This is a genomic window from Streptomyces jeddahensis (assembly GCF_001642995.1).
Lineage (GTDB): Bacteria > Actinomycetota > Actinomycetes > Streptomycetales > Streptomycetaceae > Streptomyces > Streptomyces jeddahensis.
This window is the reverse complement of the sequence record NZ_LOHS01000061.1, coordinates 164,594-181,810: the sequence shown is the minus strand read 5'-3', so window position 1 is coordinate 181,810 and position 17,217 is coordinate 164,594. Positions and strand designations below refer to the sequence as shown.

At 68.7% G+C, this 17,217-nt stretch carries 16 protein-coding genes and 4 pseudogenes; 11 read left to right on the top strand and 9 right to left on the bottom strand.

Translation table 11 applies throughout. The features are described 5' to 3' along the window. Nucleotides 1–89: 89 nt before the first annotated feature. Together STSP_RS39585 and STSP_RS10575 are read left to right on the top strand one after the other, a co-directional pair. Complete coding sequence (locus STSP_RS39585) at nt 90–374, top strand: ATP-binding protein (RefSeq protein WP_067275195.1); 285 nt, start codon at nt 90–92, stop codon at nt 372–374. 417 nt (nt 375–791) lie between these two features. Beyond that, entirely contained in the window at nt 792–1,613 is an 822-nt protein-coding gene (locus tag STSP_RS10575) for an alpha/beta fold hydrolase (RefSeq protein ID WP_067275192.1), read from the top strand. On the opposite strand, the gene STSP_RS40765 is transcribed toward STSP_RS10575, so the two are convergent. From STSP_RS40765 to STSP_RS10560, 3 genes and pseudogenes are all read right to left on the bottom strand, one after another. Continuing rightward, nucleotides 1,583–1,972, bottom strand: a complete 390-nt coding sequence (locus STSP_RS40765; RefSeq protein WP_067275189.1) for a DUF2278 family protein — start codon at nt 1,970–1,972, stop codon at nt 1,583–1,585. The two genes, STSP_RS10575 and STSP_RS40765, sit on opposite strands and share 31 nt — an antisense overlap. Before the next feature lie 331 nt (nt 1,973–2,303). After that, nucleotides 2,304–3,122, bottom strand: coding sequence for an SDR family oxidoreductase (locus tag STSP_RS10565; protein ID WP_067275188.1), 819 nt, complete (start codon nt 3,120–3,122; stop codon nt 2,304–2,306). 77 nt (nt 3,123–3,199) lie between these two features. Then, nucleotides 3,200–3,450 (bottom strand): annotated as a pseudogene (locus STSP_RS10560) (prepilin peptidase); the annotation flags it as partial. A 217-nt stretch (nt 3,451–3,667) separates the two neighbouring features. Between STSP_RS10560 and STSP_RS10555 the strand changes: the two are divergent. Beyond that, nucleotides 3,668–4,528 carry a hypothetical protein gene (locus tag STSP_RS10555; protein WP_067275172.1) on the top strand — a complete coding sequence of 287 codons (861 nt, stop codon included), beginning with the start codon at nt 3,668–3,670 and terminating at the stop codon, nt 4,526–4,528. Between the two features lie 157 nt (nt 4,529–4,685). On the opposite strand, the gene STSP_RS10550 is transcribed toward STSP_RS10555, so the two are convergent. Further along, nucleotides 4,686–5,960 carry a TolB-like translocation protein gene (locus STSP_RS10550; protein WP_078067050.1) on the bottom strand — a complete coding sequence of 425 codons (1,275 nt, stop codon included), beginning with the start codon at nt 5,958–5,960 and terminating at the stop codon, nt 4,686–4,688. A 217-nt stretch (nt 5,961–6,177) separates the two neighbouring features. On the opposite strand from STSP_RS10550, the gene STSP_RS36865 reads away from it, so the two are divergent. The 3 genes and pseudogenes from STSP_RS36865 (at nt 6,178) to STSP_RS41145 (ending at nt 7,426) form a co-directional block, all read left to right on the top strand. Further along, a complete protein-coding gene (locus tag STSP_RS36865) occupies nt 6,178–6,417 on the top strand; it encodes a helix-turn-helix domain-containing protein (protein ID WP_078067055.1) in 240 nt (79 codons plus the stop codon). A 294-nt stretch (nt 6,418–6,711) separates the two neighbouring features. Then, nucleotides 6,712–6,876 (top strand): annotated as a pseudogene (locus STSP_RS41150) (RCC1-like domain-containing protein); the annotation flags it as partial. 43 nt (nt 6,877–6,919) lie between these two features. Next, nucleotides 6,920–7,426, top strand: a complete 507-nt coding sequence (locus tag STSP_RS41145; RefSeq protein WP_408646258.1) for an Ig-like domain-containing protein — start codon at nt 6,920–6,922, stop codon at nt 7,424–7,426. A gap of 591 nt (nt 7,427–8,017) precedes the next feature. On the opposite strand, the gene STSP_RS10535 is transcribed toward STSP_RS41145, so the two are convergent. The 3 genes from STSP_RS10535 to STSP_RS10525 form a co-directional block, all read right to left on the bottom strand. After that, nucleotides 8,018–9,442: a coiled-coil domain-containing protein gene (locus STSP_RS10535; RefSeq protein ID WP_067275158.1), complete on the bottom strand. Its 1,425-nt coding sequence runs from the start codon at nt 9,440–9,442 to the stop codon at nt 8,018–8,020. A 199-nt stretch (nt 9,443–9,641) separates the two neighbouring features. Continuing rightward, complete coding sequence (locus STSP_RS39075) at nt 9,642–10,037, bottom strand: hypothetical protein (protein WP_067275157.1); 396 nt, start codon at nt 10,035–10,037, stop codon at nt 9,642–9,644. Nucleotides 10,038–10,585: 548 nt separating this feature from the next. Continuing rightward, nucleotides 10,586–10,975 (bottom strand): hypothetical protein, encoded by a 390-nt coding sequence (locus tag STSP_RS10525; protein ID WP_067275153.1) that lies wholly within the window; start codon nt 10,973–10,975, stop codon nt 10,586–10,588. Nucleotides 10,976–11,044: 69 nt separating this feature from the next. On the opposite strand from STSP_RS10525, the pseudogene STSP_RS10520 reads away from it, so the two are divergent. Next, nucleotides 11,045–11,970, top strand: a pseudogene (locus STSP_RS10520) (IS982 family transposase). Between the two features lie 12 nt (nt 11,971–11,982). Beyond that, nucleotides 11,983–12,507 carry a hypothetical protein gene (locus STSP_RS38325; RefSeq protein ID WP_157902807.1) on the top strand — a complete coding sequence of 175 codons (525 nt, stop codon included), beginning with the start codon at nt 11,983–11,985 and terminating at the stop codon, nt 12,505–12,507. 212 nt (nt 12,508–12,719) lie between these two features. On the opposite strand, the gene STSP_RS10510 is transcribed toward STSP_RS38325, so the two are convergent. Beyond that, a complete protein-coding gene (locus tag STSP_RS10510) occupies nt 12,720–13,256 on the bottom strand; it encodes a DinB family protein (protein WP_078067047.1) in 537 nt (178 codons plus the stop codon). Nucleotides 13,257–13,639: 383 nt separating this feature from the next. On the opposite strand from STSP_RS10510, the pseudogene STSP_RS40100 reads away from it, so the two are divergent. From STSP_RS40100 to cpt, 3 genes and pseudogenes are all read left to right on the top strand, one after another. Beyond that, nucleotides 13,640–13,843, top strand: a pseudogene (locus tag STSP_RS40100) (XRE family transcriptional regulator); the annotation flags it as partial. Between the two features lie 103 nt (nt 13,844–13,946). Then, complete coding sequence (locus STSP_RS10505) at nt 13,947–14,849, top strand: class I SAM-dependent methyltransferase (RefSeq protein ID WP_067275150.1); 903 nt, start codon at nt 13,947–13,949, stop codon at nt 14,847–14,849. A 236-nt stretch (nt 14,850–15,085) separates the two neighbouring features. Continuing rightward, complete coding sequence (cpt, locus tag STSP_RS10500; RefSeq protein ID WP_067275148.1) at nt 15,086–15,619, top strand: chloramphenicol phosphotransferase CPT; 534 nt, start codon at nt 15,086–15,088, stop codon at nt 15,617–15,619. A 108-nt stretch (nt 15,620–15,727) separates the two neighbouring features. On the opposite strand, the gene STSP_RS10495 is transcribed toward cpt, so the two are convergent. Then, entirely contained in the window at nt 15,728–17,209 is a 1,482-nt protein-coding gene (locus STSP_RS10495; RefSeq protein ID WP_332835359.1) for a glycoside hydrolase family 32 protein, read from the bottom strand. Nucleotides 17,210–17,217: the final 8 nt, after the last annotated feature.

Here is a 17,217-nt window from a genome sequence, read left to right as displayed (position 1 = left end):
GGACCTCCCAGCGGCGGCAGCCGCGCCCCCTGGTCAGCCCGCCCCGCTCCCCCGGCCCGGAAGATCCCGATACAAAGTAGTCGCCAGCGGTGGCCTGTTCGGCCCCGCGCACGGGCGGCCGCCCTTGGGAAACCGGGTGGACGCGACGCGGCGAGCTGCAGACCGCTGCCGGGCACGGTTGGCGTGAGGACAAGAACAGCAGCCCGGTCGTATCCGACGGGGCTTTCACGGACTGGAGCCGCACCTTCACCGACCCGCGGTTCTGCTCGGCGATCGTGGACCGGCTCACCTTCAACGCCACCTTGATCGACACCGGAACCGAGTCCTATAGGCTCGCCGGCAGCAAAGCCAACCAGACCAAGCAGTCGAGCTGACCAGGCTCACTTCGGCAGCAGCCGCACCGCAACACCCGAGCATCGCTCAGCCTGAGGAAACCTCAGCGACCGCCCCGCCGGCAGTTCACAACGATGGAGTCAATCACCTGCAGAAAGGGACATGGGCCTGCGCAGCAGCCACTGCGCAAACATCCGCCGCGCGGGCCGTGCCACCACGCGGCCGTGGTCCGCGTCGTCTGCCGCTGGCTGCGGCTTGGCTTCCGAGAGAGCCTCCTGCCTGTGGTGGGAGGCCCATTTCATGTGGATGCCGTCCGGGGAACGAGTGGTGGTCCTCACTCTTTGCCGTGCCAGGGGTTGACGCACGTTGCCGCGGAAGTAACTATTCCGCTGACTGTTCGGCATTGCCGAACCGGGTTCGGGCTCCCGCTCGGCTCTTCAGGGAAGGTTCCATTTCGAATGCGTCTCCGTTCTCCCCGCCGGATTCTGGCCGCTGCCACCGCCGCAGTGGCCTTCGCTTTCACGGGCACGGCATCGCCCGCTCACGCCGACGTCACAGACGTCCCCCCAGTGGGCGCGAACGACTGGTCCTGCAAGCCTGACGCGGCGCACCCTCAGCCGGTGGTGCTGGTCAACGGCACCTTCAAGACCATGGCCGAGAACTGGGCCACCCTCTCCCCCGAGCTCGCAGACGCCGGCTATTGCATATTCGCCTTCAACTACGGAACCGCCGCCACCGAGCCGATCGCCGATTCCGCGGCCGAGCTGCGCGACTTCGTCGGCGCCGTACTCGGCGCGACCGGAGCGCGCAAGGTGGACATCGTCGGTCACAGCCAGGGCGGGATGATGCCCCGCTACTACGTCAAGTTCCTCGGGGGCGCAACCAAGGTGGACGATCTGGTCGGCATCGTGCCGTCCAACCACGGCACCTCGAACCCGCTGGCCCTCGCCGCCGGAGCCACCGTCTGCCCCTCGTGTGTGGACCAGACCGCCGGCTCCGACCTCCTCCAGAAACTCAACGCCGACCCCGAGACCCCGGTGGGCCCGGACTACACGCAGATCGCCACGAAGTACGACGAGGTCGTCGTCCCGTACACCAGCTCGTTCCTGAACGGCCCGGACGCCTATGTCACCAACGTCTTGCTGCAGGACAAGTGCCCGCTGGACACGACGGAGCACGACCAGGCCACCAAGGACCAGGTCGTCGCCCAGTGGGTGAAAAACGCCCTCGGGCGTAAGGGTCCGGCCGATCACCGCTTCCAGCCGTACTGCGGAGTCTGAGCTGAGCCGCGTGCACGCGGCTCGGAGCGGGCACGCTGTGATAGTCGGCTCGCCGTGACCACGGTGAGCGTCGCGGTGGTGTCAGCCCGGTACGCGCGTTCGCCTGAATGCGAGGGCAGGTCCGTCCAGCTGCTGCCGGCGGCCGGGAGCTTCCCGGTCACGGCGTGGGTGAAGTTCTCGTCGACGAGATACAGCAGCTCCGAAGGGGCCTGTTGCGACTTGACGTTGACAGCGGCGCGGTAGTGGGTGCCCGCGTCGTCGACGAGGTGTATCTGGGAATGGGGGGTGTCGTCGGCGACGCCCTCGCGACCTCGGTCGACGGCACGGGCGGCGAGCACGCCGTAGCTCTTCAGCGGCATGTGGTGTTCTTCCTCCAGCGCTGCGAGAGTTGCCCGTCTGGGTACATCGGCGAGCGCGCCGCGCGCCCCAGTTGACACGCTGTCGATCCGGGGAACATCACATGCACCTTTTGAGGACGGCCTGTCGGTGCGCTGCGGGCTGGCCTTCGGCTCGAACTACCCATACGGTCCGGGCAACAGCGCGGCGCTCCCGAACAGCACGAGCGCCGCGACGGTCCCCGGCAGGGTGAGCATAGGCATCTGCCTGCTGATCCTCTTCGGGATCGCACTGTCCCGTGAGGGTTCGAAGCGAGTGGAGGCCACCGGCAGGAGTGAGGTGGTGCAGGTGGCGTCACATGTGACGTGGCGAGGATGACCGCAGCCGGTCATGGACGGCGTACGCTCCCGGGGACGTGCCGGAGGCGTACGCCGTTCTGACCCGGGTGCCCCCGTCGACGAGCAGATCGGCGCCAGTGATCCAGTCCGCCGCGTCCGAGGCGAGCCAGACCACGGCGCGCGCGATGTCCTCGGGCTCGCCGATGCGGCCGAGTGGCAGCCCGGCGGCGATGGCGTCCTCGCCGCCTTCCCAGACGAAGCGGGCCATGTCCGTGCGGACAAGACCGGGAGAGACCGAGTTGACCCGCACCTTCGGCGCCAGCTCGCCCGCGAGCTGGCGCGTAAGGTGCAGCAGGGCGGCCTTGCTGGTTCCGTACGCACCCACGTTCGGGCCGACATGCCCGGCACCCTCGGTGCAGATGTTGACGACCGCGCCGCCGTGTTCGCGCATCCAGGCCCGCCAGGCGCACTGGACGAGCCGCAGCGGCGCCTCGACGTTGACGGCGAACGCTTCGCGCCAGCGGTCAGGGTCGGCGTCCATGAGCGGGCCATACGGCTGGTTGGTCGCGGCGTTGTTGACGACGACATCGATGCGGCCGAACGCACGCAGGGCGAGTTCGGTGAGCTCCCGCAGGCGGACCGGATCGGCGACGCTGCCCGCCAGCCCGACGCCGCCCAGTTCCTCCGCGGCGAGACGCACCGCGTCCGGATCCCGCGCGGTGAGGCACACCCGCGCGCCCGCCCGCACGAACGCCTCGGCGACGGCCCGCCCGATACCGCGCGAGCCGCCAGTGACGATAGCGACCTTGCCCTCGAGTCCGTACGGCGACGTCATCCTCGTACGGTCTCATGACGGACCGTCAGGTAACAGTGCCCGGGACCCCTGAGTCAGAAGAGGACACAGAACCCGGTCGCTGGGCCGGCCAGCGGCAGGGTCAGCACGTCGGGCATCCGGTGCACGCGATGGTCGACGGCTGCCAGGAGCACACCGACGGGCGCAAGCAGCAGCCAGACGCCGAATTCCGGCCGACTGCCGGTGGCGGCGGCGAGCGCGGCGCAGACCAGAGCAGTGACGACGGCAAGAAACACTGCGCTGGGCCCGTACGCGGTGCCGTCCGCGCGCCGGCCCGCCCCAGCCAGCCGCCCGCAACACCGGTGGACGGCCGTCTGGAAATCAGTCGCAGTGTGACTGAGCGCCTCAGTTGGCGAGTTCAGCATCCGAGTGCGGCCAGGATACCCAGGCAATTCACCGTGAAGCCTGATCGGATGTCCCCGCAGGCATACCGGCGTACGTTCCAGACGGTCCGCTAATCTTCGAACGTTCCGGCCCGCTCCCGCGTCGGAGGACCTAAACGACAGCCGTGGAACAGAGGGCGGGGAATGCGCAGAACACGTGTGGCGGTGACGGTGCTGGCGGCCGTGACGGCGGTGGCGTGCGACAACGGAAGCGGGCCGGACATTGTGGTCGAGGGCACGCCGCCGGCGACGCCCTACAGCGGTCCGCTGTACGTCCCCACCGAATTCCTCGATGAGGACACCCCACAAGCAGTCCGGACCGCGTCCGGCGCCGCGGGCCGGGCGCTGGAGTGCGACGGAGAGATCTACGACGGCGGCGGCCCCGACGGGTGGAGCAAGCGTGACGGCGGCAACTCGCCCGAGGAAGGCCTGAAGCTCTACTTCGACATGTTCCAGCCGCAGCTTCCCCAGTCGGGCTATAGCGTGGAGCGCAGGGAATCGGACCGCGTGCTGTTCTCCTTCGACGTCCGCGGCCGGACCAAAGTGGCCGTCGTTGTCGCCAAGGACCAGAAGAACCGGCCCGGCTGGGGCCCGGAGACCAACGCCTCCTGCGACCCGGCCGAACTCCCGGCAAGCTTCACGGACTCACTGGAGTACGAAATCTGGACGGCCAAGGACGGCAAGAGGGCACCGGTCGCAGAGATCAACAGCTACGCCGGCGCAGAGCACTGCGACTGGCACAAAGCGCACTTCCTGCACCTGGGCCGGGGCGAGGACGCAAGGAGCTACGCCCGCGACCCCGACGGCGTGCTCGACGCCGACGTCATGCTCACCGCCCCGTACGACGGCGACGTCCGGGCGATGCCCGCCGACGCGCACGACACCGGATACCACTATCAAGACTGGCAGTTGTGGCTCACACCCGACCGGTCCAAAGCGTACGTCCGCACGCCTGGCGGCCTCGAGGCCTGGCCCCTGGTCAAGAAGGGCATCGGCTGCATGTGAGCGGTCACCGGCTGTACGCTTCGAGCCTGGTCGTACGGCGGTCGCTGTGGAGCGGCATGCCTGGTGCCAATAACCGTGGCGAACGAGAGCAAGGGGGCAGTCTGGCACTGACTGCCCCCGCGCTCGCGGGTGTCTCAGAATGCGAGCACCGGGTGACTCAGCGCAGTCGACGGACGAAGCCGTCCGCCTGGCCGTTCGTGTCGTCGGGCACGAGCTGGGCCGAGGACGAGATGAAGATGAGGAGTCGGCCGTCCCTGCTGAACGACATGGGAAGAGTGAAGTGGTCGTCGGTCACGGGCCCGCCTCCGGTGGTCACGCTGACGAGCCGGGACTTGCCGGTCCGCAGGTCCTGCACGTAGAGGTTGTCGACGAAGTCGCCGCCCGCGGTCGGTGCACCGTACGGATAGGCCACGTACCGCCCGTCGGGGCTGAGCACCACTGTGCCTAAGAAGGCCTCTCGGCCCGGCCTGTCGTGGTCGATGCGCCGGGTCGTGTCCGCGCGCAGGTCCCGCACGTAGCCGGAGGTGCTGTTGGGGCCCGGGCCGCCGCCCACATCGTGGGCCCCGGTGCTGAAGGCCACCAGGCTGCCGTCCGCGGAGAGCGACACGGAAACGGCGTCCCCAGTCGACGGTGTGCCCTCCGGCGTGACGTTCGCCAGCTCCTCGGTGCCGGTACGGCAGTCGAACACCCACAACTCGCCGCGACCGCCGCGCGGGTGGCGCTGCAAGTACGCCACATAACGGCCGTCGGCACTGATGTCGAGGCTGAAGACGCTCCACTCCGGCTGGGTGCGGTTGCTGATCCGCCGGGTCTCGCCGGTGCGGCGGTCGGTCACGTAGGCGGCGAGATGGAAGTTCGTCTCGCCCGCCTCCATACGACCGGCCGGCGCGTTGAAGACCACGTACCGGCCGTTGTGCGAGACGGCGATTTTGCCGTACACGGAGGCCGTTCCGCCGTCCGCGCCCCTGCTCACGCGCTCCGTGCGGCCGGTACGGCGATCGTGGACGTACACGTTCGACGAGCGCGCCGGCAGCTCGTCGCCCGCGACGAGGTTCCCGGCCGAGGAGACGAAAACGACGTACCGGCCGTTGCCGCTGATCGTCACGCCGTGGGAGGCGCCGTCGGCCTGAGTCCCGTCCGAGGCTACGCTGACCCGCTCCACGGTTCCCTTGCGCAGATCGCGCACGAAGATGTCCGACGCGTCGTTCGTGTCGCCCGGCACCAGGTTTGAGCCGTATGAAGCGAAGGCGGCATAGCGGCCGTCGGCGCTGAGCGCCGGAGCGCCCGAGCCGCCGTTCGATTGCTCCCTCGTCGCCGACACGGTGACCCGCTCGGTCTGCGGCGCCGGTGCGGGTAACGCCGAGGTCGCCGACAGCGCGACCACGGCCCCCGTGACAACCCCGACCGACACCGCGCGTATGGCTCTGGACATGCACTCCCCCTGCTTCCCCGTAGAACGCTTGCTCCCCCGGCCCAGCGCCGGGGCCCACCGGGATACAAACGCACCACGAGCACGAGGGTCAATCCGCAGTAACGCGTACAACCTGGACGTCACTTCAGGAGTCAGAGGCCGTCACCACGCCCACTACAAGTTCCGGAAGCACCGTTGGTGACCGGCAGTACGGAAACGGCCGACGTTCAGCCAGCGCATCGCCACCACGCTGACCACGTCGGCCACCCGCGCTGACACCCCCGCCGGGAAGCTCCGGCCCAGCGCCCGCCACCCCCAGATCACCCTCACCCACGAACAGCTCGCCGCTCTGGCTGGCACATCCCGCGAGACCTGCACCAAGGTCCTGCACGAGTTCGCCGCCCGGGGCCTGCTGCGCCTGGCCCGGGGGCGCATCACCGTCTTGTACCCGGTCCGCCTGCTCGACGTAGCCGGATAGCGCCTGGTGCACATGAGTTCGTGTCAGCTGAACCTCCGGCAGAGGGGGAGGGTCGCCTCGAATGCGCCTGCGCGGCAGGCTTCGGCGGCCCTTCTCATTACCCGACTGGCCGACAGCCGGGGCACTCGATTGAGCGTTTCGGCCAATCGGCCGCCTCAGGTGCTCCTTGGACATGGGCTGGTCGGAGCAAGGTGCTGGTCATCTGATGCAGTGTGATGTCCGCAGAAGGGCTGAGGTGTGGAGTTGTCCGTTGACGGGCTTGGTCGTCGAATCCAGGGTCGGCGGTCTCGCCGGATGCCGGCCCTCGTGGGATTCTGCGCGATGGTGGTCGCCCTGGGGCTGGCCATTGTCTCTGTGGCACTGGTCGCAGCGAGGCCCACGGCCGCGGCGACGGCCGGCGACGAGGTATGGACGTGGGGCCGTAACCAGTACGGTCAGCTGGGAAACGGTTCCGTCAACGCGGCCGGCGAACCGGGTCGCGGGCGCGCAGAGCACCACCACGCTGACGGTCGATCCACAACAGCCCCAGACCGGCGCCCCTGTCACCTTCTCAGCGACGGTGACCTGCACCCTGGGCATCCCGGCTGGAACCGTCACCTTCACCGACAACGGGCAGGAGATCGGCTCAGCCGCCCTAGAGGACGGCACCGCCACCCTGGTGACCGGTGATCTCGCCGAGGGCGAGCACACCATCACCGCCAACTTCGCAAGCGACCTTGGGTGCCCGGCTTCGAGCTCCGAACCCGTCACGATCACCGTCACCGCCGCACCCGAACCCAGCCCGACTCCCACGACACAGCCCACATCACCATCTGCCCCGCCCGAGCCGGCGACCGGCGCGCCCACCCCGCAGCCCACCACAAGCGTCGTCGCTCCACCACTGCACGGCGGCCTCGCTCACACCGGGACAAGCGACTACGTCCCGCAGATGGCCGCTGCCGCCGCTGGAGGGCTCACACTGGGCAGCATCGCCGTACTCCTCCGACGGCGTTGGCTCCGGCATTCCTGAGGACGCCCTGCGGCAACTGCAGTGCAGTTGACGCCCCTCAGGAGGCCTCGCACAGCCAAGACCCTGCGGCTGGAGTTCTCGACAGGCACCACCACGGTGTCGTCCGCCGCGAGAAGCAGCGGGCCCTGCTCACCCTCGACGTCGCCAGCGGCTACCGCCTCCGGCCGCATCGTCAGCGCCTTCGCCCTGGCTACCCGCCCGTCCACGATGGGCTACGGCTGCCCTCCGGCCAGCAGCACCGGGTCGAAGTGACCGGTCGGCGGCTGTGGTTCGACGGGCCACGCCGCCCGTACCGGCAGACCCTGGTCGAAGATTCGCCGCTCGGACCACGAACTCCAGGCCGTGCCTGACCTCCAGCACCCGCTCGGTGCTGTCGTGCTGGACGCGTTGCGGGTCAGCGCGTCGGCCAGGTGGGGATCGCGCCACCGGCTGAGAGCGATACGGAACACCGTGTGGGCGCGGTAGGTGCGCTGGGGCCGCCGTACGTGGAGCGCACCCGATCTGAGCGACGGGCTCCCCCACCCGCGCAGTTCGGAGGACGCGGGTCGCCGCCCGCGATGTCCGTGGTCTGGCGGACCGCACGGACCGCGCTCAGTCCCGGCGTCCCCTCCGGGCCCAGATACGGTGAAGCCAGGCGAGCCCATCGGTCCCCGACGGTCGTCGCGGCCTGTGGACATGGACGTGGACGTCTCCCATATGCCCCGCCTGCACGGCGGGGCCGTGGACGGTCCCCGACAGGTCGTTGTCCGTACCCGCCGTGACACCCGCGCCGGTGGGCATGTCCGAGCCCTTGGACGCGGGCGGCGGGCCTGTCGGGCGAACTACCTGGATACGCTCGGCGGAATAGCCCCTGCGGAGCGAGATGTACTCGGAGCGTTTCAGCGATTCGACGGCGCAGGGGGCCAATTCGTCCTGGGCTGCCTTCCTGCATGCCTTCGCCAGCCCCGGCCTGCTGTCCAGCCATCGTTCCGTCTGGGTCAGCTCCGCCTGCAGAGCGGCGAGCCGCGCCTCGCGCTCGGCCCTCTCGTCCTGGCTCTCCGGGACGTAGTGCAGCTCCGCGGGTGGGTCAGCGGCCTTCCGCAGGGCGCGCTGGACCTTCCTGACCTTCTGGTCCAGCCTGCGCCAGTCGGCCTTCCTCGGGTGCTCCCGGACCGCGCGGGCGATCTCCGACAGGCGGGCCTGCGCGGTCTGTTCGGCGGCGTCCGTACGGATCAGCTCCGCGAGGCTCTCCGACCACGCGCGGTGCGCCTCGGGGTCGACGTGCTCAACCAGCGTCATATGGTGTCGCAGCCCGTCGATCTGCTTGCGCACGGCGTCGACGTCCAGCAGCCGCGCCATGCTCGTCGGGGGGTCGTCGGCCTTCCGCCACTCGTGCCGCCCGAGCCCGTACCGAGGGAAGCGTTCCACGAGGCGGGTGAGGCGGGCCCGCTCCCGCAACCGGAAGTCGTACTCGGGCGAGTAGCCGGGGTGCGACGCGATCCTCTTGCACAGCTTGTAGAGGCTGGTCGCCGGGCGAAGCTGGATCAGCACATCTGTCCGCTCCTGGAAGCAGACCACGAGAACGGCGGGAAGCCGACTCTCGCCGATGCCGAAGAACTCGGCGCAACGGGACACCGCCTCGGTCCACGCGGCCTGCTGCACATCCTCCGGGTACGGCGGACGTGGGACCGGGACGCCTCTCCAGGCGCCATCGGGGATCAGGACTCGGGTGTGCTTGAAGTCGACGCAGTCGTCGAGCGTCAAGTTGGTCCAGAACCGGGAGGTCGGGGTCTCCACTGCCGTGTAGTACGGCTCTTCCTCCGGATCGTCCACAAAGTGGGGATCGGGGCAGAGCACCGCGATGCGGTGGCCGGTCACGTCGTGGATGCTGGTCCAGTCCCGCGACAGCTCCTCGTGCAGGGTCCTGGCCTCTGCGGTGCGGGCGAGGATGACCATGAGCCCGAGGTAACCGTCGCGTCGCGCCGCGTTGACGATGTAGGGCAGCGCCTCCCGCGCGTTGACCGGGGCCTTCCACATGACGTCTCCGTTCCCGTTGTCTGCGGGCAGCGCCACAAGTGCCTTGCAGTGTAGGTCCCTTGGGGACCGCCAGGTGCGCCGGCGCGGGGACTCCCGACTCGTCCAGTCCTGAGTCGTCGGATTTCAGCTTGTGTGCACTCCTGTGAAGGGCGAAGCCATCGATCTCGGTCGCTTCGACTCGCTCGTCCTGACGTAAAGGTCAACTGCCAAAGGTGATGGGGCCTGAGAAGTCCCTGCCTTGGATGACCGGCCCATCGATTCGGGCGTTGCCGGACACCGTGTTCTGAACACTTCCGTCAGCGAAGCCGTACTGGCGGGCCCAGTCCGCCAACTCGGCGGCAAAGGCGGGATCCCGCTCGCCTTCCTCGATCACTCGCCCGATGAGGGCGCGGACTTGATCGTTGTCCTGTGGGTCAGGAAGGTCAATGTCCTGTGGCTCAGGACGGTCAATCTCACTTCGCTGGCGACTGGTTCCGGCGCGATGCCACAAGGCAAGCAATGACTCCCACGACCGCCGCCCCGCTTCCGTCCCCAAAGAACTTGCAGCCGCTGCGCTGATCGCCGTTGCGAGCGCACCCGCCGAGGCCACGTCCATGAACCTGCCTCCATGTCTGCCGTCGTGGGCCTACACCATGCCATCCGCCGACCGCATTGCGTTGCTATTCACCGACGAACCTACGCCGCCAAGACAGATCTTCCAGCCAGCAACAAGCGCCTCGCAACAGGCCGATCTGGGGCTCCTGAGTGCGTTGTCCAGGCGTCCCCAACGGTGCCGATCCAGGCATCGATACCGTCGTCGAGGACGTGCGCAGCCAGTCTCATCCTCTACGCCCTCGGGGGGCCATCCGGCCCATGCGGCGGAAGAAGAGCTGGTGTTCGCCGCCCATGCCTCCCGCGGGGGCGGGACGCCGGCCGCCGGTGGCGCCTCCGCGTTGCCGAACACTCCCGCCAGGCCGTTGCGCCCAGGCGCAGTGGCGCGATGCCGCCCTCCTGGGAGGTTGTCGCACTGGCTGGAGCTGCTTCAGATGGTGGATGCCCCGCAGGGTGGATGCCCTGCAGTCTGGGGCTCGTAGACTCTGGGCTCCCCGACAACCTAGAGGATCAATTCCAAGGGGTGCCTGCGGAGGGTGTGGGGGTGGGCGGTCAGGCGTCGGGGTCGACTTCGGGGTGCGTGAACCGCACGGGCTTGCCCAGCGACCGGGCGTAGGCGATTTCGGCTCGGGTGCTGTCTCCGATGTAGTCGCCGACTACGAGCACCTCATCAGCGAGCCGGATCTTCGCACGGTGCAGATCGTCGAGTCGAACCTTCAGCGCCTCGGCCTCAACAGGATCGAACCAAAGTTCGTGCGGCGACTTCATGTCGCAACCCGGCTTGACGACAATCTTTCCGGCTTTGGTCTCCCGCAGATCGGCCTCGGTCATCTCGGTCATGAAACGGGTGGAGCCGCAGATCACGACGATACGCGGGAGGCTCAGCTGCTTCTTCGCGTCGGCGAGTTTCTCCTCGGGGGTGAGCGGTTGCGGGTATGACACTGGTTCCTCCTGGTGGTGTGGTCCAAGGGTGCCTGCGGAGACGAGAACGAGGGTGTCCAAGATCGTCTTATGGCGAACGACGTGGACACCCTCGCGACAGCACTCTATGCGACGACCGACGACATGCTGAAAGAGCATCCCGACCTGGCGCCGTGGCGCCCGCCGGTCGGCATTACGCCCCGCCTGAGCGATGCCGGACTGGTCACCCTCGCCATGATGCAGGCCACACTCGGCTTCACCTCCGAGGCCAAATGGCTCCGCCATGCCCGTGCCCACCTGCGCCACCTCTTCCCCTACCTGCCCCAGCAGCCCGGCTACAACAAGCGGCTGCGCAAGGCCGCCGGTCTGATGCGAAGCGTCAACCGGATCCTGGCCACCACCACCTCAGTGTGGAGCCGACGACGTATGGGTCGTGGACTCCACCCCGGTGGAATGCGGCCGCTCCCGCGAGACCGTCAAACGCTCCGACCTGGCAGGCTGCGCCGAATACGGCTACTGCCCCAGCCACAGGCGCTTCTTCTGGGCCTGCCCCTGCACCTGGTCTGCACCCTCAGGGCCTGCCCATCGCCTTCGCCCTGACCGGGGCCAAGGCCAACGAACGCGAGACCCTCCTCGACCTCCTGCCGCCGAATGCGAGCTTCCGGGAGCGCCACGGACAGACTCTCATCGGCGACAAGAACTACTTCGGCCGTGGTTTCGAACGCGAACTGTCCGAGCGTGGAGTCCAGTTGCTGCGGCCGGCCCGTAAAGGTGAACGGGAACGGCCTGGTGCAGCCCTGTTCAAGCCGCTGCGGCAGGTCATCGAATCGATCAACGAGACCTTCAAGGGACAGCTTGACCTCGAACGGCACCGAGGGCGCACACCCGGAGGGGTCATAGCCCGCGTCATGCAACGCATCCTCGCGCTGACCGCCGCGATCTGGCACAACGACGCCACCGGACAAACCGTCCTACGCTCACTGACCCCTTGGAATAGATCATCTAGAGGTCCGTAGATGCCCTTACTCATGCGCTGTAGGGCCGCGGTGCTGTCCGCCGTCCTCATCCTCGCTCTGGCGGGATGTGGGCAGCGGACCGGCGGCTCCGGGAAGGCCTCGCCCAGGCCTGTCTCCCCGTCCGTCAGTCTGGCCCCTGGGAAGGCCTCGCACACGCCTGCCTCGCCGTCCGTCGGTCCGGCGGCGGAGGAGGGCTGGCGCAGCGCGTACGTCAGCGAGTCCGACGATGCCGAGATCATGGATGTCGCCGCCGCCTCCGCCACCGAGGGCTGGGCGATCGGTCGCGACAGAGCCCACCTCAGCACCGCCACCGAGAAGGCCGACGGGTACTCGACGTTCTTTCTCCACTACGACGGAAAGACGTGGCACGTCGCCGCCGAGTTGCCGAAGCTCGCTCCGCCGCACATCACCTGGACGAGGGCGGGATCGATGCGTTGCCCGACACGGTGCGCCCGGGCCGCCCTGCGGGAGTACTTGGGGCGGAGGACCTGGCCGCGCTCGGCGAGCTACTGGACGCCTCCGCCGAGGCGCGGGTGACCTGGAGTGGCCCCGCCCCTGCGCGGCTGGCTGCGCGAGCAGGAGAACCGCAAGTCCTCCAGCTGGGCCCGGGCGTCCTGGTGGAGGACGGGGTCGTGTCAAAGTCCAGTTCAGCCGTCCTCACCGACACGCGTCAGCGCCTACGGTCGGACGGCTGACTACGCAATCCGTCGCAAGAACCGTGGTGACCGGCCTGTGAGAACAAGGGCTGGCTACTCGCCAGTGGCGCCGTCGATGGCTTCGCGGAGGAGATCCGCGTGGCCGACGTGGCGGGCGTACTCCTCGATCACGTGCTCGAGGACGAACCGCACATCGGTGTCACCGAACTCCGGGTTCGGCACGATGCGCGCCACGTCGTCGGTCACCTTCGCGAACACTTGCCGCGACTCCTCGCACGCCCTTAGGTAGTCCTCGTAGACGTCCCTGGCCGACGTAGGGTCCGACTCGTCGTACCACTCGGCACCGTCAGCAGTGACGTAGGTTCGATAAGGGAAGAAGTGAGGCTTCGTGCCCGCCAGCGTGCGCTGGAACCAGGCGCGCTCGACCCCCTGCAGGTGACGCATGAGCCCCAGCAGGGTCAACGCCGACGACCGCACAGGCCGTAGCCGCAGTTGCGCGTCGGAGAGGCCCTCGCACTTCCACAGGAAGGTTGCTCGGTGGTAGTCGAGGTTCGAGGCGATCACCTCCAGCCATGGGCCCGATACCCTGCGCTCGGGCCGAAGGATCTTCTGGACCACAATCTCGCTCACGCTGGAGGTCTCCTTACTCGTCATCAGGATTGGTCGAGTTGATAGGCCCCCATGATTAGGGGACTGGGCGGCGGCGCCCTACTGCCACCTCACGACAACCGCGTCCACCCAAGAAGACCCTCTTTCGCAGCGAAACTCATCGCTTGGTCTACGCAACAGAGTGGCCACCCACGGCTGCGCGTGGCCAGGTATCGCTGCTAGTCACCGACGAGTGTGTCGGCGTGCACCAGAAAAAGATCACGCGCCGAGTTTCGGCCATGGCAACGCGATGTTCTCCGACGACGAGGTCAGCTTCGGCGGGGCGACGCCGTCCGGCGGCACAGTCAACTTCCCTGGTGCAGATGCTGTCGTGCCGTCTGGCCTGCTGCCGACGATCGGGCAACCTCGTCGTCCTCTGCGGCACCGCGACCCTGCTCCCGGGCAACCGGCGCTTTCGGATCGACACCAACCAGGCGGCGGAGTGCCCCACGATTCTCCCGCACGCCATCGGCGCCGAGGGCGGACCGTGCGAGATCCTGGGCATCTTCGACCGCGGCGCCCGCCGTGGCCACCAGCGCGGCGAGGACGCCGGGCAAGCGAAAGCGCCCGTCACCGTAACTGTTTTGCGTGTTCCGCAGTTCAGCCGGCCATCGCCTTGCGCATTCCGAAACCCGCAAGGCCACACGCGGATGACCCGCTTAGCGTGGGCGCATGAACCACCCCTCCCCGTACACAGGGCATCAGGGCGCGCACCACGCTCACGAGCACGATGCAGGCGACCAGGCGGAGATCCTCGACCTGGACGCGGAAGTGCTCGCCGAACACATCGCGTCCGTCATCTCGTGGCTACCCCTCGAGACCGGCCCCCGCCGCATCGTGGACCTGGGCTGCGGGACCGGAGCCGGCACGCTCGCTCTGCTCGAGCACTTTCCCGAGGCCGAGCTGACAGCCGTCGACTCCTCAGCCGCCCACCTGCACCGCCTGCAGGAGAAAGCAGCCGCGGCCGGAGCAGCCGACCGGGTGCACCTCGTTCAGGCCGACCTCGACGCGACGGCGTGGCCCGAACTCGGTACGCCGGAGCTGGTCTGGGCATCGGCCTCCATGCACCACATGGCCGACCCCGATCGCACCCTGCACCAGGTCCACGACCTGCTGGCACCGGGCGGGCTGTTCGCCGTCGTCGAGCTGGCCGGCTTCCCTCGGTTCCTGCCCGAAAGCGCCCCACAAGAAGCTCCCGGACTTGAAGAGCGCTGCCATGCCGCACTCGACCACCACCACGCCGAGCACGTCCCCCACCGCGGCGCCGACTGGGGAGCCAAGCTGGCAACAGCCGGCTTCGCCGTCGAAGGCGAACGCACCATCACCGTCGACAACGGCCAGACCCACACCAACGCAGTAGGCCGCTACGCGCTCAGCAGCCTGCGCCGCATGCGCGGCAGCGTCGCATCCGCCCTGACGGCCAAGGACCTGACGGCTCTCGATCAGCTACTCGACACCGACGGCCCTCACAGCATCCTGCACCGCAGCGACCTGCGTGTGCGCACCGAGCGCACGGTGTGGGCCGCACGCCGCACCTGCCCCTCGCACTCACTGGGCTTGGGTGAACGGGCATGACGGCTCAGAGGCCGACGCGTCCGGCGAGACCGAACAGGGGTCCACGCCCTTGATCTCCCCTGGACGAGACCCCAGTCGGCCCTTGAGTGAGATCACCTCGGCGTGGTGCACCAGGCGGTCGAAGGATGTCCCGGAATCCGGTCCGTTCCAGCTTTTCGTACGAAGTCCCTCTTCGGCACGGCAGTGTGTGCCGATATTCGTTTCGTGCCGTGCAGGAAGCGCCCTACTGTTGCGCGGTGACGACTCAGGTGATCATTCTCAATGGTGGTTCCAGCTCGGGGAAGTCCGGGATCGTACGCTGCCTGCAGGCCGTACTGCCGGATCCGTGGCTGGCGTTCGGGGTTGACTCGTTCGTCGACTCCTTGCCCTCGAAGATGCAGGCGTCTGACGCGGGGATCAAGTTCGCTCCGAACGGCGAGGTGAGCGTCGGGGCGGACTTCATGGCGCTGCAGGCGGCCTGGATGGAGGGCGTCGTGGCGATGGCTCGTGCAGGCGCCAGAGTCGTCATCGATGACGTCTTCCTCGGAGGAGCGGCGTCCCAGCAGCGGTGGCAGAAGGCTCTGGGCGCACTGGCTGTGTTGTGGGTCAGTGTCAGGTGTGAGAGTGCGGTCGCCGCAGCGCGTGAGGTCGCACGCGGAGATCGCGTCCAGGGTATGGCCGTGTTGCAGGCGGATGTGGTTCACAAAGGGGTGTTTTATGACCTAGAGGTGGACACGACGCACACGGAGTCCCTGGAATGTGCGCGAACCATCGCCGCCCACGTCAGCTGATCGGCACTCCACGCCCCGCATTCGAACATGGAAAAAACCCACCGCGCCCACCGGCCCGGATTCTCCTGGCACTCCGCGCCAGACACCACCGCGGTTGCTCCGCACCGCTCACCTCAGGACGCCACTGACGTCCGTGAGCGCCGGCTCGGCACTCACGTCAGACGCATACCGCATGGTGTACGGCCGCAGGTTCCAGGCCGCGACCGTGTAGCCGAGGCCGCCCTCGCCTCCGGCGCGGGCCTCGATCCGCCAGGGGGCGCCACCGGTGGGGTAGAACCGCAGAGTCAGCGTCCGGCCCGACGGGAGGTAGAGCTCGGCGACGGACCGGTCCACCACCAGGCGCAGTTCGACCGGAGCGCCGGACACCGCTCTCGCCTCGGGGCAGGGGACGCGGTACGTGCCGCCGTGTGCGCGCGGGTCGAGGGAGGCGTGGTCGCGGTCGACGACGAGTTCACCTGCGGCGGGGTCGATCTTGATGTCGAGGTACTCGGCGCTGTCGGCGGAGGTGACCAGCCGTAGTCCCCCCGTCGTCCCGGCGGCGCGGGGTTCCAGACGGGCTGTCAGGTCGAAGCTCGGGCCCACTGTCCCCAGTACGACCGTTCCGGCGGTCTCGCCGGAAGCCGTCACCGCGCGCTCGTCGCGCAGCGCGAGGAGTTCCGTGGCCGGTCGCTGTCGTACGGAGCCGTCCTCGGCGAGTGTGACCTCGCGCGGCAGTGTCAGCAGCCCGGCCCAGCCGGCCTCGCGCACCCACGCGGGGTCGCGGGCCTCCCATGACCAGCCCCACAGCAGCCACCGGCCGTCAGGGGCGGGCAACAGCGCCGGGGCATAGAAGTCGGGGCCGTGGTCGAGCAGGGCGGGGGCGGCGGCCAGGAAGCGGCCGTCCTGCTCGCGCCCGGTGTAGACCACGGTCCGACGGGGCCCGAGCTCCGGGTCCCAGGCGCTGAGGATGACGGCGCCGCGTCCGTCCGCGTGCAGGTACTGGGGGCACTCCCAGCCCAGCCCCGTATCGGCGCCCGGCGCCACCGGCTGCGGGGCCCGGTCCAGGAACGGGCCGCGGTACTCCCACTGCTCGAGGTGCCCGGACTCGTACAGCAGTGCCGCCGCCCGGCCGTCCGCGAGGGCGGAGCCGACCAGCATGCGCCAGCGGCCGGCCTCGCGCCATACGTATGGGTCGCGGTACATGGTGGTGCCGTCGGGCAGTTCGGGGATGAGCAGGCTGCCGCGCTGCGTCCATGTGACACCGTTGTCCCGGGACTCGGCGGTGGTGACGGGCTGCGCCCAGCGGTCGGTGCGGAATGCGGAGTAGAAGGCGATCATGCGGTCGCCGTCGGAGACGGCGTTGCCGGAGAAGCAGCCGTCGGCGTCCTCTCCGCCCGGCATGGGGGCGAGGGCGGGTGGTAGTTCCTCCCAGCTGATCAGGTCGGGGCTGCGGAAGTGGCCCCAGTGCATGTTCGCGTGCTCGGGTCCGTACGGGTTGTACTGGAAGCACACGTGGTAGTGGCCGTCGTGGAAGGCCAGCCCGTTGGGATCGTTGATCCAGTTGCGGGACGGGCGCAGGTGCGCGACGGGCAGGTGGGCGTCTGCGGGCATGACGGACA